Source organism: Verrucomicrobiia bacterium (assembly GCA_019694135.1).
Taxonomy (GTDB): domain Bacteria; phylum Verrucomicrobiota; class Verrucomicrobiia; order JADLBR01; family JAIBCM01; genus JAIBCM01.
In genome coordinates, this window is record JAIBCM010000001.1 from 31,210 (window position 1) to 46,473 (window position 15,264).

19 protein-coding genes and 1 tRNA gene are annotated in these 15,264 nt (G+C 42.4%); 3 read left to right on the top strand and 17 right to left on the bottom strand.

What is annotated here, in order from left to right:
- The first annotated feature begins 12 nt into the window (after window positions 1–12).
- Window positions 13–480, top strand: a complete 468-nt coding sequence (locus K1X66_00185; GenBank protein MBX7156791.1) for a hypothetical protein — start codon at window positions 13–15, stop codon at window positions 478–480.
- Here K1X66_00185 and serS read toward each other — a convergent pair.
- Window positions 477–1,790 (bottom strand): serine--tRNA ligase, encoded by a 1,314-nt coding sequence (gene serS, locus K1X66_00190; GenBank protein MBX7156792.1) that lies wholly within the window; start codon window positions 1,788–1,790, stop codon window positions 477–479. The genes K1X66_00185 and serS overlap by 4 nt on opposite strands.
- Before the next feature lie 88 nt (window positions 1,791–1,878).
- On the opposite strand from serS, the gene K1X66_00195 reads away from it, so the two are divergent.
- Both K1X66_00195 and K1X66_00200 read left to right on the top strand, forming a co-directional pair.
- Complete coding sequence (locus K1X66_00195; protein MBX7156793.1) at window positions 1,879–2,415, top strand: ureidoglycolate lyase; 537 nt, start codon at window positions 1,879–1,881, stop codon at window positions 2,413–2,415.
- Window positions 2,377–2,450: transfer RNA gene (locus tag K1X66_00200), tRNA-Arg, on the top strand. Before K1X66_00195 ends, K1X66_00200 begins: the two co-directional genes overlap by 39 nt.
- On the opposite strand, the gene cyoE is transcribed toward K1X66_00200, so the two are convergent.
- From cyoE to K1X66_00280, 16 genes are all read right to left on the bottom strand, one after another.
- Window positions 2,451–3,350: a heme o synthase gene (gene cyoE, locus K1X66_00205; protein ID MBX7156794.1), complete on the bottom strand. Its 900-nt coding sequence runs from the start codon at window positions 3,348–3,350 to the stop codon at window positions 2,451–2,453.
- Window positions 3,347–4,372 (bottom strand): COX15/CtaA family protein, encoded by a 1,026-nt coding sequence (locus K1X66_00210; protein ID MBX7156795.1) that lies wholly within the window; start codon window positions 4,370–4,372, stop codon window positions 3,347–3,349. Before K1X66_00210 ends, cyoE begins: the two co-directional genes overlap by 4 nt.
- Before the next feature lie 114 nt (window positions 4,373–4,486).
- Window positions 4,487–5,233, bottom strand: a complete 747-nt coding sequence (locus tag K1X66_00215; protein ID MBX7156796.1) for a hypothetical protein — start codon at window positions 5,231–5,233, stop codon at window positions 4,487–4,489.
- Window positions 5,226–5,501 carry a hypothetical protein gene (locus K1X66_00220; GenBank protein ID MBX7156797.1) on the bottom strand — a complete coding sequence of 92 codons (276 nt, stop codon included), beginning with the start codon at window positions 5,499–5,501 and terminating at the stop codon, window positions 5,226–5,228. The genes K1X66_00215 and K1X66_00220 overlap by 8 nt, the downstream gene beginning before the upstream one ends.
- Entirely contained in the window at window positions 5,498–5,704 is a 207-nt protein-coding gene (locus K1X66_00225) for a hypothetical protein (GenBank protein MBX7156798.1), read from the bottom strand. The genes K1X66_00220 and K1X66_00225 overlap by 4 nt, the downstream gene beginning before the upstream one ends.
- Window positions 5,705–5,708: 4 nt before the next feature.
- A complete protein-coding gene (locus K1X66_00230) occupies window positions 5,709–6,011 on the bottom strand; it encodes a cytochrome C oxidase subunit IV family protein (protein MBX7156799.1) in 303 nt (100 codons plus the stop codon).
- A gap of 21 nt (window positions 6,012–6,032) precedes the next feature.
- On the bottom strand, window positions 6,033–6,896 hold the full coding sequence (locus K1X66_00235; GenBank protein MBX7156800.1) for a cytochrome c oxidase subunit 3: 864 nt from the start codon (window positions 6,894–6,896) through the stop codon (window positions 6,033–6,035).
- A 5-nt stretch (window positions 6,897–6,901) separates the two neighbouring features.
- Entirely contained in the window at window positions 6,902–8,737 is a 1,836-nt protein-coding gene (locus tag K1X66_00240) for a cbb3-type cytochrome c oxidase subunit I (GenBank protein ID MBX7156801.1), read from the bottom strand.
- A 68-nt stretch (window positions 8,738–8,805) separates the two neighbouring features.
- Window positions 8,806–9,540, bottom strand: coding sequence for a hypothetical protein (locus K1X66_00245; GenBank protein MBX7156802.1), 735 nt, complete (start codon window positions 9,538–9,540; stop codon window positions 8,806–8,808).
- A gap of 18 nt (window positions 9,541–9,558) precedes the next feature.
- On the bottom strand, window positions 9,559–10,200 hold the full coding sequence (locus tag K1X66_00250) for a cytochrome c (GenBank protein ID MBX7156803.1): 642 nt from the start codon (window positions 10,198–10,200) through the stop codon (window positions 9,559–9,561).
- Between the two features lie 22 nt (window positions 10,201–10,222).
- Window positions 10,223–10,873 (bottom strand): cbb3-type cytochrome c oxidase subunit II, encoded by a 651-nt coding sequence (locus K1X66_00255; protein ID MBX7156804.1) that lies wholly within the window; start codon window positions 10,871–10,873, stop codon window positions 10,223–10,225.
- Window positions 10,860–12,314: a cbb3-type cytochrome c oxidase subunit I gene (locus tag K1X66_00260; protein ID MBX7156805.1), complete on the bottom strand. Its 1,455-nt coding sequence runs from the start codon at window positions 12,312–12,314 to the stop codon at window positions 10,860–10,862. Before K1X66_00260 ends, K1X66_00255 begins: the two co-directional genes overlap by 14 nt.
- A gap of 42 nt (window positions 12,315–12,356) precedes the next feature.
- Window positions 12,357–12,842, bottom strand: coding sequence for a hypothetical protein (locus K1X66_00265; protein ID MBX7156806.1), 486 nt, complete (start codon window positions 12,840–12,842; stop codon window positions 12,357–12,359).
- Between the two features lies 1 nt (window position 12,843).
- Complete coding sequence (locus K1X66_00270) at window positions 12,844–14,073, bottom strand: hypothetical protein (protein MBX7156807.1); 1,230 nt, start codon at window positions 14,071–14,073, stop codon at window positions 12,844–12,846.
- A gap of 6 nt (window positions 14,074–14,079) precedes the next feature.
- On the bottom strand, window positions 14,080–14,682 hold the full coding sequence (locus tag K1X66_00275; protein MBX7156808.1) for a cytochrome c: 603 nt from the start codon (window positions 14,680–14,682) through the stop codon (window positions 14,080–14,082).
- 7 nt (window positions 14,683–14,689) lie between these two features.
- Window positions 14,690–15,262 carry a DUF3341 domain-containing protein gene (locus K1X66_00280; protein ID MBX7156809.1) on the bottom strand — a complete coding sequence of 191 codons (573 nt, stop codon included), beginning with the start codon at window positions 15,260–15,262 and terminating at the stop codon, window positions 14,690–14,692.
- Between the last annotated feature and the right edge of the window lie 2 nt (window positions 15,263–15,264).

Here is a 15,264-nt window from a genome sequence, read left to right on the forward strand (position 1 = left end):
TACTTTTTTCGTATGATGAAATATTTCACTTTTTTCGCTATTTTATTTTTACCTTTTACTATACTCCAAGCTGGAGGCGGAAAACCCAAAATCGCACTGCGCATCCATCTACAAAGTGAAGGCGCCTTACCGAGTGATAAAATTGTGAATGTTGTATTGGAAAAACCTCCAAAAACTATTGCTATTGTTCCTATTCCAGAACTTTCCGAGTTAAACCTTATCGATGCTCAACCTTACTCAGATCTTCCCAACTCTGCTTTATTAACTTTTAATGTTCATGGAACACGCGTACTCAACGTTACCACCACCGCAAATCGCGGAAAACATTTAGTCGTTTTCATAAACGGTCGGGTCGTTTATGCGCCTATTATCGATACGACCCTTCCTAATGGTAAACTTTTAATTCCCAATAATGTTACTGAAGAAGAATTGATCGAACTACAAAAATGGGCAAAACGAAATAAAAAGAAAAAGATTTAACTCAATTCCCCATTTAAACTAATCGTCCGCTTGCCTCCTAAATAAGGAATCAAAATTTCCGGTAAAACGATCGTCCCATTTTTCTGTTGATAAACTTCCAATAGAGCGACAACCAAACGCGCCAAAGCAGTTCCAGAACCGTTAAGCGTATGACAAAAACGATTTTTACCTATACTATCTTTAAAACGAAGTGCCATACGACGAGCTTGAAAATCTTCAAAGTTGCTACAGGAAGAAACTTCTAAATATCGATTTTCGCCAGGCGCCCAAACCTCAATATCGTAACATTTCGCTGCTCCAAAACCCATATCGCCCGCACACAATAAAAGTGTGCGATAAGGCAACCCCAATAACTCCAAAACCCGTTCCGCATTCTCTCGCAACTTCTCCAATTCTTCATAAGAATTTTCAGGTTTAACGATTTTGACCAATTCCACCTTATCGAATTGGTGCATTCGAATCAGGCCTCTTGTTTCGCGACCTGAACTTCCGGCCTCTTTACGAAAACAAGGTGTATAAGCTGCGTAATAAATCGGCAAGTCTGCGTCTTTTAACAATTCGTCTCGATGCAAATTCGTTACGGGCACTTCCGCTGTCGGCGCCAAAAAAAGATCCTCACCCGATTGACCCGTGCCATACATATCCTCCTCAAATTTTGGCAACTGCCCTGTCCCAATCATACTCTTGCGATGAATCAAAAATGGTGGAGAAACTTCTTGATAGCGATGCTCTGAAGTGTGCAAATCCAATAAAAATTGAATAAGCGCTCTTTCTAATTTTGCGCCCGCCTTGCGATACACCACAAAACCACTCCCGGAAATTTTACTACCCGCCTCAAAATCCAAAATCCCCAGCTTTTCTCCTAATTCGACGTGTGTTTTAAAATTTGAAATTTGAGATTTTACCTCTACCACTTTTGAGTCACCCCACTCTTTTACGACAACGTTTTGTTCTGCACTTGAACCCTCTGGCACTGAATCGTGAGGAATATTGGGAATAAAAAGCGCTTTTTGATAAGCGTCAATTTCTAGTTCTCGACTCTCATTTTCAATAGCATCAATCGAATCTGCAATCGCTTTTGATTCCGAAAACAGCTCATCCGCATTTTCACCGCGCGACTTGCGATTACCAATTTCTTTGGCCAATTTATTTTTCTGAGCCTTTAGTGTTTCCACCCTTCCTAAGGCTTCGCGCCACTTCGCATCCACCCCCAACCACTCTTCAATGAAAGACAAATAAGAAGCGTTTCGACGAGCTAAAGCCTGTTTCACTTCATTCCCCTGCTCACGAACTTTTTTGATATCTAACATAACAATCTTAACCTCTCCTTATTAAAGAAAATTTACTAAGATATGAAGAGTTTAATCCTGTCTTGGCAAGTCGAAAGCTTACTCTAATATGAGGGAAAATATGAATTCAACAATCGAAGCTATCAGCAGCACCGCTTTCAAACCATTTGGAGAACTCATTACCACCCCTCTAACAGGCGGTTATTCCACGAACGACGGAACGGCCATTCGCTTTGATGAAGTCGCCAAATTAGATTTAACCGATTATCAAGGTTCGCCGCTTCTTAGCATTTTTCGTGTTATGCCCATTTCCTTCCCTTTCACCATTCGCAAATTAGAGCGTCATCCTCATTCCAGTCAGGCTTTTATTCCATTAATCAGTCACCCCTTTTTATCGATTGTTGCTCCCCCAAGCGATCAGATCGATCCCGCCAAAATTAAAATATTCTACGTGCCTTCGGGTCAAGGCGTCAATTACGCGCGAGGCACTTGGCATCATCAGGTCATCGCTTTAGAAAAAGAAACATCATTTCTTGTAGTGGGTCGCAAAGGCCAAGATAAAAATTGCGATGAAATCGAATTGCAACAAACCATTCTTTTAAAAGAAGGCCCTGTAGCTCAGATGGATAGAGCAGAGGTTTCCTAAACCTTTGGTCGGCCGTTCGACTCGGCCCAGGGCCATTAACGTTTATCCAAAACTAAAACTGTTAACAAAAGAGGCAGATAAAAAATCGATGCCAAAAATAGATATTTAGCTTCTTGTCGTGCGCGACGTTTCATAAAACAAATCGCTAAAATTAGAAAAGCCAAATCAAAAATCAGCGCAAAAAGCGCATAAATCCCACCCGCCATGTTCAACACAACCGGCATTAAACTGATAGGAATTAGGGCTAACGTATAACCTAAAATTTGACGCGCGGTATGATTTCCGTCTTGATCCAAAACGGGTAACATTTGAAATTCCGCTGCAGCATAATCGTCGCGATACATCCAAGCAATCGCCAAAAAATGCGGAATTTGCCAGAAAAAAATAATTGCAAAAAGCGCAACTGCTTCGATAGAAATCTCATTTCTCACTGCAGCCCAACCGATGACAGGTGGCAAAGCGCCAGGAATCGCACCGACTAACGTATTTAAAAGTGTTTTTCGTTTAAGCGGAGTATAGACAAACAAATAAATCGCCCAAGTTAATCCCGCTAACAAACTCGCCAAAGCATTCACCCATCCTGCTAAATAAACTATGCCCACTAAACTTATTAATAAACCAACAATACAAGCTTCTTGAACTGATAAACGTCCAGCGGGTAAAGGCCGATCTTGTGTGCGACGCATCCGCTTATCCCATTCTCGCTCTAAAACCTGATTCAAAGCTGCCGCACCACCTGCTACCAAAGCCGTGCCCACTATCGCATGGAAAAACAAAAAGCTATCAAAAGTAAAAGCGCTAGCTAAATAAAAACCAACGCCTGTGGTAATTAAAACCAACAAAGTTAACCTAACTTTGAAAAGTTCTGCATAATCTGCAAGGCGTACGGAAAAAGGAAGAGATTGTTTCACTGAAGTTACTGCGCCCGATTTCATACTATACTGCTCGCTAACTCGATTGGAACTGAGTTTTCAACTTGAATTCGCGCAAGAACTCGCGCTCTCCATAATAAAGCTAAAAGTAAACTACCCGTAACAAAAATCAAACTTCCTACAATCACATGTCCAGTCGCCACGTCAGCCGCCTTATTACTCCAAATGGTCCATGCGCCCAAAGCAATTTGCAAAATCACCAAGCACAACCACAACGTTGCCCATTTTCTTAAAAAATTTCTTTCTCGAAATAGTGATATCCAACAGCTTATCACTCCCAGAAAAATAAGCCCTGCAATGCCTCGGTGACCTAATTGCAAGTGAATTTGAAAGCGATCTGTCGGTTGCAACCCTTGAATTTGCAATCTTCTTTCATTAATCTGATTCAATCGAGCCTCATCTAAATTGGGAATAACCTGACCATAAGCCAAAGGAAAATCCGTAATGGCAAGATCAGCATGCTCATGACGCATAATAGCTCCCAAAATCAGTTGCAAAAAAATGAGTCCTAATGTAATCGCAGTTAAAGTAAAAGTGGATTTTGCAATGGGCTTTTCTAAAGAAAAATCCAACCACGTTCGCGAAAAAAAGAGTGGCAATAAACTCATTAAAACTAAAAAACTCTGCGCCAAACAAGCGTGAAAAATTCCAATTTCATCCTTCATCCAAACCACGCGCAATCCCCCTAAAACGCCTTGCAAAACAACAAGTAACACTGCCAACCAAGCTAATTTTTTTATCCAAGACCGTTTTTCTTTAATCGTAATGAAAATAGCTAAAAAAATTGTTAAAAAACCTACCCCCGAAGCAATCAATCGATGCGAGTGTTCCATCAAAATCCCGCCCACCATTTTAGACCAGGGAAAGAAAAACATGTTATAACCATAAGTCGTTGGCCAATCTGGCACTGACATACCAACATTATGGCTCGTCACCAAACCACCTGCTCCGATCAAAATAAGAGTCGCAAAAGCCACGAAACAACTCGCCCAAAACAAACTGGCTCGATATTGTGGAATAGTCATGAGTTATTGTCCAAATTCTTTAACTCTTAGATTAATACGAAACCCTTACCGGGTCAATGAACAGAATAAACAATTGCGATGCGCAACAATTTTATTTTTGATTTAAAATTTAAATCATTGAGTCACTGCAGTTTTTTCTTTAAGCCACGCTTCAAAATCCTCGGCTTTATCTATCACGAGAAGCCCTTTCATGTTATAATGGCCTTGGCCACAAAGCTGCGCGCAAACAATTTCAAATTCTCCCACTCGTGTTGGAGTAAACCATACTGGGACACTCGTTCCAGGAATCGCATCCTGAGATATTCGCATATTAGGCAAATCGTAATTATGAATCACATCTTTTGAGCTGATATAAACAATGGCCGGCTTATCCAATGGCAAATGCATTTCATTATAATTCACAATATCATCCTTCGCGGCCGGATCGTTATCATAATCCAATCCTAACGGGTTCGCTGCCGTAACCAGATCCGGGTCACCTTTACCAAATTGATTATCCGGCCCGGGATAATGAAAATTCCAACCGAACTGTTGTCCAATCGCTCGCACCTGCACTGCATCTCGAGTGCTAGGAAATTTTTTCGCTTGCTTAGCCCATAACGGAAACGCAAAACCAAACAATAAAACCGCCTCGGTAATCACCACTCCTACTTCTAAATGAGTGGCCAGTCGCGTTTTTACCCCATGATAATTCGCTTGAGGATTACGCTTCTTACGAAATCGAATCACAGTGCAAATAAAAAAAGCAGTCCAACCAATAAACAACAGCAACATGAACCAATGAACAAACTCCAAAAGATTATCAATTTGCGCCCCGTGTTCCGACGCATTTTCCGATATTCCTAACAAATGATTAAGCATGGCTCATCTCCTTTTGTTCCAACCCTGTTGCCTGGATTTTTGCTTTTTTAGCTCGGTAAGCCAGACATCCAATAAAACCAACCACGCTTAACAAAACCATCCCCACCACACCCAACAAAAAAAGAATCGCATTTCCTATGGCAATAGAAACAATCGAATTAGGTGCACTAAAACAAGCCGTACAACCATAGCTCATGTCTAGGGAAGAAAAAAATAATCCTATGCCACTCCCATAAACTAATCTTTGATACATTTTCCTCTTTTTCATGATTTTAAACGTCGCATTTTTACACAAAAAACAATTCCATAAATCAACAAAAGCAAACCCAACACACTACCAACAATCGCTGCAATTAAGTACGCTTTTTCTTCACCTTGATTTTGATAAATATAATAACACGCCCCTGCTAATCCCCACAATAAAGCGAGAGACAAAGCAATAAAAACCAAATGAAACCAACGCAGCGACATAAATTCAATTTCTGATAGGATCTAAAAACGCAAAAATGCTTAAAAAAACTAAAACCAGGAAAAAAAACAGAGCCGAAATCATTAAACGATAAATTGTCGTCTTTTCCGAAGAAAGATGCATGAAAAAAGCCGCCACTAAAGACGCTTTCAACGTTGCAATGACTAAGGCCAACGTAATGTTACCCGCCGTTCCCAAGTGAATGTAGGAAACCACCACCGTTATTACGGTTAAAACCAACAAAGCTGCAAAAATACCAACATAAAACTTTAAATGATTTTTAATCGCTACCGCATCGTCGCCTGCCATATTTTTCTCCTAATATCACTCCTACAATAAATAAAGAACGGGAAACAAAAAAATCCACACTAAATCTACAAAATGCCAAAATAAACCTACCACTTCTACTCGATTTGTAAAATGCTCAGGATCGGCATGATAAAGCTTGCGGCCAGGAATCCAAAAATAAGCCATGACTACCATTCCCCCAATCACATGCAATGCATGCAATGCAGTTAACGTAAAATAAATCGCAAAATAAGAACTGTAACGCGGCACAAACGGTCCCCAGCGATAAATATCGTCTTGTTGAAAAACAACTGCCTCACCGTGTTCCGTTTTCTTGCCCGTTATCGTTTGCAAAACTGAAACAATTTGTACCATCGGCTCACTGCTATGAATCGAATCCGGAATAAACTTCATCGTTTCCTCATCCATCTCTTCGATGTGACCCGTTACCTCATACTGTCCCTCAATAATAGAAGGTTTGATCTGGCCACCTGCAGCTTCCACCTCGGCACGGTAACGATTTGCTACCGCCTCATTTTTAAAAATCAACCCGTAATGATGAAACTTCTCATAATACTCATAAGATTTTATGCCCAAGAAAATAAATCCGCATAAAATCGTAATCCCTAAAAACCATTCAAACTTATGCAAATTACGCATCTTCAAAGATGCCCAGGCAAAAACCATCGTCACACTAGAAGTAATTAAAACAAAAGTATTAAACAAACCAATCGGAATATTCAAAACTCCATGCGGCCAATGCCACGAACCCAAACGCAAAAAAATGTAAGCCGAAAAAAGACCGCCAAACAACATCACTTCAGAAGCTAAGAAAAGCCAAATCCCAACCTTAGCATTCCACAAACCCGTATCAGGTCTAGCTTTTACCGTATAAGGAATTTCCATAAAATTTATAAATTTTTATTGTACTCTTTCACCGGCTCATTTTGAGGCGAGAAATCCTTTGCTTCTCCCGGCACACTGTATTCATAAGGTCCCCGATAAACCACTGGTTCCGTAGCAAAATTGCCATGAGGCGGAGGCGTAGGAGTTTGCCATTCCAAAGTAGTTGCCTCCCAAGGATTGTCTGAGGCTTTTTTACCGGTTCGGAAACTAATAAAAAAATTAATAATAAACGGAATCTGTGCTAGCCCCATAATCCAGGCCGAAACCGACATAAACTCATTCCAATGCAATAGCGGCTTGGAAAGTTCATAAGCTGCACCGCCATCATACCACCGCCGATGCATCCCCGCCATGCCCTGCAAAAACATGGGGAAGAAAATTCCATTCATACAAACTAAAGTAATCCAAAAATGCACCTTACCCCAAAATTCATTCATAAACCTACCTGTAATTTTAGGATACCAATGATAAACCCCAGCAAACAAACCAAAGACAACTCCCGGCGCCACAACATAATGAAAATGCCCAATCACATAATAACTGTCATGCAAATAAGATCCCAAGGCACTAAAAGCCAAAGGAATTCCTGTCAATCCCCCTATCCCAAACATCGGTAAAAAGCCCAAAGCAAAAAGCATGGGCGTATTAAATCGAATAGAACCGCCCCATAACGAAATTAACAAACAGCTTAAAATAACCACTGAAGGAACAGAAATAATCACCGTAGTCGTCTGAAAAAAAGCACTCACTTTAGTGCCCATCCCCGTCATATACATATGATGCGCCCACACAATGAATGACAAAAACCCAATCGCAACTACAGAAAAAACTAAAGAAGGATAACCCCAAATCGGTTTACGCGCGTTTGTGGCAAGAATTTCACAAACCATTCCCAAAGCCGGCAAAAGAATCACATAAACCTCAGGATGTCCTAAAAACCAAAAAAGATGCTGCCATAGCAAGGGACTTCCTCCACCACTTAAAGCGCTAAAATGTTGACCATTCACCACTAAACCCGAAGGCAGAAAAAAACTTGTTCCCGCCACACGATCCATCAACTGCATCACTCCAGCAGCTTCCAACGGAGGGAAAGCCAATAACAATAAAAAGGCTGTCACCAACTGCGCCCAAACAAAAAAAGGCATTCGCATCCAACTCATGCCTTTAGCGCGTAACTGAATAATCGTTGCAATAAAATTAACCGATCCCAACAACGAAGACGTAATCAAAAGCACCATGCCCAACAACCACATTGTTTGACCATTCCAAAATGGATGATAAGCCGTGTCAGCAATACTAGCTAAAGGAGAATAAGAAGTCCAACCCGACTTAGCTGCTCCTCCCGGCACAAAAAAACTTATCAACATGACAAGACCACCCCACAAAAAAGAGTGATAACTAGCCATGTTAATTCGCGGGAAAGCCATATCTGGTGCACCAACCTGCAACGGCACCACATAGTTACCAAACGCGGCAAAACCTAATGGCACGACACCCAAAAAAACCATAATTGTTCCATGCATCGCACCGAAAGAATTGTAAAGGTCTGGCGACATTACCCCATCCGGCATAAGTAATGCCGCATTTTTTTTACCCAACAAAAGCCACATCCAATCCCCAAACCAAGGAAGCGGTTTACCGGGGTAAGCCAACTGCCACCGCATCAACATCATTAAGACAAAACCAAATAGTAAAAACAGCAAAGCCGTTATTCCATATTGCACCCCGATTATTTTATGATCGGTCGAAAAAACATACTTTCGTAAAAAACTTAATTCTTCGTGATGATGATCTACAACCGCATGAGAATGTTCACTTTCACTTAACGCCACACTTGCCATCGAATTGCTCCAACTATTACTTTTTCTAAAACTGTCATTTACCAAACCTAATAAAAACTACTAGCAAATTAATTATGCCCTTTCGTTGACTCCAATACAAACTCAAAATTTATTTCCTCCGTTTTATTCGCCAATTTTATTTTCTGCGATAACGGTTTTAAAAAACGCTCATGCCACGCCTTCACCTCATAATCGCCCGCGGGCAATCCCTTGGGCAACTGATAAAACCCATCCTGATCCGTTACCGCATAAAAAGGTGAATCCATCGCCCAAACCCACGACTGCATCCACGGGTGCACATCACACTCTAAAGAATACAAGCCCGGCTCCGAAAAACTCACTTCACTTTTCATCCCTTTAACGGGTTGGGCCAAATTAAAAACGACCTTCTTCTTCCCTTTCAACATCTGATTCGCCCTAACATTATGCAGCGTGGGATCACTGTTCTGAATCACAAACTTCTCCTTCGCCTGAACCGCAGTAATATGCGGAACATAATGACACCCTTGCTGATCAATCACCACTTTCGCCAACAGCTCGCTCGGTTTCGTCTCTCTTGACACACCCTCAACCCAAACCACAACATTTGCCAATCCGCCATTTGTTCCCACCTTCCAAAACTCCGTTTTAATTTCATTACTATGGCAATCCTTTACAGACTGTGCCCCCGGAATCACCCGATCAGGTGGAGGTGTTCCCTTCAAAGTGACTTTCCCCTGAATCATCTGAGCCTGAGAAAAAATCACCCCTACTAAAAACAAAACAAAAAATTGGCCCAACTTAATTAAGTAATTTTCATTCATACTTAAAATTGATGAAGCTCAAGGAATTTTCAACAACTCATCCGCACTCCACACCTTATTACGACTGCCAAACTCTGCACGATAAGCCGCCATCTCCTCCTCCGTAATCGGCGAAGCCTGATTACCCCATTCCTGACGAACATAAGATAAAATCGCAGATAACTTTTTATCATTAAAAGTATTTTTCCAAGATGCCATGGCGCCGTTATACGTTGCACCTTTCACCGTCACCGGCCCCTCTAATCCATCCAAAACAATTGCTGCCAAACGCTTGGGCGAACCCAATACCCATTCCGATCCAGCCAACGGCGGATATTGCCCCGCTACTCCTTGGCCTGACGCTTGATGGCAAGATGCACAGTTCAAACTAAACATTTTTTTACCGTAAGCAATGGGATCAAACACTTCCGGTTGTCCTCCCTCAGCCTTAGCTGAACCACTCTCCGCTCCAACTTGCAATTCAAAAACATCATTGCGAAATCCCGTATAAAAACGGCCAAAATAACTTCCCCCCACAAACGCTGCAAATAACACAATCCCAGCTGCCGCTAAAATCGATCGACCTAAACCTATCGAAACAGAAAAAGAACAATCCTCCGTATCGTGCAATTCCGACACATCCACCACACTCTTCTTTTCAGTCAACTTTTCCTGATCCATAATCAAAAACTTTCCACGCTTTCTAAGGTTTGCCAGCTGCCGCTTGGTCTTCCTGCTTCCCCTCTTTCACGGGCGCCTCTGGTAACGCATAACTCTGATTTCGCGACAACAAATAAGCAACCAAAGCCTTCGCATCCATCGTCGGCACCACTTCATAACCGGGCTTCGGCGCATCCTGTCCAAACAAAGCAACCGCATCTTCAGAAATCTGGCCCACAATTTTCCGCTCCTCGAACAAATAACGAAAAGGAGGCATAATGGAATCCGGATTCAAAGAACGAGGATTATAAAGATGCTGATAATGCCACATCGCACTTGGCTGACGCATGCCCACATTGGATAAATCAGGTCCGACTCGACTGCTTCCCCAAAATACCGGACCCGATTCCCAATAATCACGAGGCACGCTCTGCCGCACACCCCATCCCCTATCAATATCCGCTCCACCACCACGAATCCGTTGCGAATGACAGCCTGCACACCCCTGAGCCGCATAAACCGTTGCCCCGCGTTGAACTAATCCTGACTCAACCGGCGGTGTTCTATCACCCGTTTCTTCATCCACCACAGGTTGCAACTGAGCAAACTTTGTATAGGGTATAGCCACAGTCACTAACCAAGCAATACCAAATACAACAGCAACTCCCAAAAAAATTTCACTAAACCGCTTCACCTTGCGCCTCCATTACAACCTGCTTTTCATCTTCACCTTTCTTACTGCATATTCGAAATCCATTCATACCCAACCATTTCATTACATTAAGAAACACCACTCCCCAAGCTATCAACAAAAAAAGCGTAGCAATCACTCGCCCTCTGGCATAAGGAAGTCCACTTTCAATCACCTGATTAAACGTCAACTCATGATTCGCGATCGTTTTACCCTGAACAATTCCCGCAACCAACAATAACACAACCCAAGTTGCTGTTCCATAAACGATTGACCAAAAATGCACTCGCACCCCTTTTTCTTCAAAGGGCTTTCTTCGCAATAAATAAGGCAACCCATAATAAAAAGCACCTAAACTCACTAAAGTCACAAATCCCATCACCCACACTGTCATCTCGCCCAAAGAAAAATAAGTCAAACTCAATACCCCACTCCAATTTGAAATTCCCTCAACCATATGAGCCAAACCGCCAAAAAATAAAAAAGCCAACCCCATCGCAACAAAACGCAATACCCAACTTTCTATCATCGCCTCAGGATCATTTTGCAAACTTCCCAACAAATTCAATGCCACCACCACAATCGGCACTAACAACAAAACACTCGAAGTCATTCCCAATGTGGAAAGCCACAAAGGTAAAGGCGCTCCGGTTAACCCATGCGCTCCACTCCAACTAGCAAAAAAGAACCAACTCCAAAAACCCACAGCAGCCAACGAATAAAGCGGTAGCCGTTTTTTCACAATTACTGGCACCAAATAATAAGCCATTGCAATAGCCATCGGCACCAAAAACAAATTTACCAAACTTTGCTTTGCCCAATGAATCAACAATCCCTCTACTACCCCAGAAACCGGTCGACCCATAAAAAACAACACCGTTGTTAAAATCCAAACCAAACACAATGCCGCTCCCAACCCATACCATTGCGCAATAAACTCCTTCTTACCCTGTCGCAACAATTTCAACACACTCCAACTCCACAACACTGCTGCTATCCATACCATCGCCAAACCTTGACGCGGTAAACCCAACAAACTCAAATCTCGCACCCCACCCACCAAAACTAACCACACTCCAACTCCCAAACCCAAATGCCACAACCACGCCGAAGCTCCTACTGTCAAACGATTCGATAAAGCTTTACCAGCCATTCTTCCCATCATCCAAATGCCTCCACCCAACACCATCGATCCCGCCCATCCATAAACCGTCACCGCTTGCCACACCTCAAACAGTCGACCATAAGACAACCAACCCACTGGATAGCCAAAAAAAGTGGTAAGAAAATCCGGCTTATATAATTTCACTGACAAAACAAAACCCAAAACTGCGCTCACCAAAAGCCAGAAAAAGGCCGGCGCCCAAAATCCTACTACCACACGACGAAAAGAAGCATCTACCTCTTCCGCTCCTAACCAGTCTGTCTTATTATTCGCATCCATAAAATTTATTAAAAACAAACTTCTTTCGCTTCCTCCATTACGTTAAGGTTTATTCACCTCTTCGCTCATAGAATTGGTTCCCGATCCGTTTGTATCCATCCCATTCGTGCTCGGCATATTCGTCATCATCATCGTTCCTGCATTCGTTCCCATGTTATCAGGAGTAACGCTATTCGTGCCAACAACATTTGTTGCACCACCTGAAACTGCCGCTGCAATCACGCTACCTGAGCGAATAGACTTTTTCTGCAATCGTTCCAATGCCAAATTCATCGCCTCTTTAATCGGAATACTTGCCACCCCCGCTTCTTTATCTACCCAAGCATAACTCGTTAATTTTTTAGCATCCTCTTCCTTCAAAACCTTTAACTTCTCAGCGCGCTGAGCCGCTCGCTTGACATCATAATTTTCCTCTTCACGCCAACTGCCTCGCCAAAGTATCCATGACAAAATACCAAACACCAACAATCCTAACAATAAAAACAGGCTTTGCTTTCCACTAGTACGATTCGAATCATCACTTCCCATATCAATTCTGTGCTCCTATGGATTCCGTTAAACGGGGATCGCGCCAAGGATAAAGCATTCCTCGCGACGTGGCTCGCAAAAATAAATAACCCAAAATTCCCAAAAATCCTAAGGGAATTAAAAAGTCCAACACATGAATCGCAATATGAGGTGACGCCGTTATCTCGTTGCCCGCCTCATTCAACTGCTGCTGCGGAGCAATAATCCAAAACACATCCACAAAATGCATCACCAAAATCAACCCTGCTGAAAAACACAACCGTTTCGGATTAGTCTTAGCCGGCTGCGTTAACAATAATAAAAAAGGCACAATAAATCGAAATACCGCTAATCCTACACTTACCCAAAACCACCCTCCCGTATTGCGATACACATAAAAAAGTGTCTCCTCAGGAATATTAGCATAATAAATCAAAAAATACTGACTGAACGAGATATAAGCCCAAAACACCGTAAAAGCGAAAAGCAACTTGCCCATCAAATGATTATGCTCCTTCGTAAAAACATCCTTCAAATAACCCGCTCTTACAAAAGCGTTGCTGACCAAAATAAGCAATGCCATCGCCGCCCCTCCCGCTCCCGCAAAAATATAAACTCCCCACATCGTCGAATACCAATGATAATCTAGCGCCATCAAATGATCGAACGCAAAAAAAGTAAGCGTTAACGCAAAAAGCAACATACCAATATAAGACATGTGCCTCATGCGAACCGATAAATACGGAGCACCTTCTCGATCCTGCTTTTTAGAAAAATATTTAAACAACCAAGCCACTACACAAAAAAAGAAAAAATAAAAAACTACTCTACCATAATAAAAAGGTTGATTTAAAAAAGCCGCTTTATTGGCCAATACTAAACTATCCTTAGGATCAACGCGCATCCACTCATAAATCAATTTCCCATAAAATAAAATCGGAATAAATAAAATCATTAAGAAAGGGAAAAGCCCCGCCACATTTTCCAAAAATCGCCTCACCACCACCGACCAACCCGAATTCGTCGCATGATGCAACAAAATCCAAAACAGCGAACCAGCACATAACGAAAAGAAATAAATAAAACCAATCAACCACGAAAAAGCCAACTGCGTCGGATTCTTCCAACAACCCCAAGCAAAACTAACTCCCAAACATAACAAGCCAAAAATCAAAGCTAACTCGGCCTTACCACCCAACCGTTTTAACTCAAACCTTTCCTCTTTTCTCGACTGATCGTTTTCGTGATTCATAGCAATCTATTTGATCTGACTTCTCATCTTCTTCGACAACTCTTTTTGCGAAATATTCTGGCTCAACTGCAACGCGCGCAAATAAGCAATAATCGCCCAACGATCCTCAACCTTAATTTGAGGGTAACCATTCATCAATCCCTTCCCATGCGTGATCGTATTAAAAATCTGTCCATCCTCCATTGTGCGCAACCGATCCGTATGAAAATTAGCCACACCCGCCAACCCATACCCCGTAACAATCCCATTGCCGTAGCCTGTCGCACCATGGCAAATCGCGCAACTGATCTGAAACCTTTCTTGACCTCGCTCTAAAACTTTTTCCGTAATCGCAATCGGAAATCCGTCTCCCCATCGATCTCCCATCTTACCCGTAACAAGATAACTATCGTCAACGGGTTGCTCCATCGATACCGTTCCCTCCACTGGCATACGATCCGCACGACCATCTGCAAAAAATTGACTCTCAGCCTGAGTCTTAAATTTAGGTTGATGATCCATATCCGAAAAAATCTCAATCGGCGTTCGCGTCGTCTTATCGCCTCGACGTCCCGCCACCACAAACACGGCCACCACCGCCACAAAAAAAATGGTGAAAAAATATCGCAATACCGGTTTATTCATCCTGAATCAAAGCCACGCACTGAGCGCCTAGCCCCTCCAAAAATTGTTTCGTTTCTGCCTCGTCAAACTTGGGATCGCGACTCTCGATCACAATAAAAAACCTATCATCCGTTACCTTCGCAAAACGATCCCAGTTGAACACAGGATGATGCCATCGTGGCAACCAATTCATCACCAACAACGCCGCTATCGTTCCAAATGCAGTAATCAAAATCGTTAATTCAAAAAATATCGGCACCGAAGGCTCCACCGCAAAATACGGTTTTCCCTGCACAACCAAAGGATAATTTTGATTGGTAAACTTACCAATCCACGTTGCGATAGCGCCCTCATCACTAATCAAAAAAATCATCAAAAAAGCAACCGTTAACCCCACAGCGCCCCCCAACAACGACCAAAATGACAACCGCGACCGCCCCAAGCCCATTGCTTGATCCATTCCATGAATCGGAAAAGGAGAATGCGCATCCCAACGAATAAACCCTTTATCACGCACCTTCTCCGCCGCGTGATAAAGCTCACTCGCACTCTTGAATTCCGCTCCTAAACCGTAAATCTTATCCATCG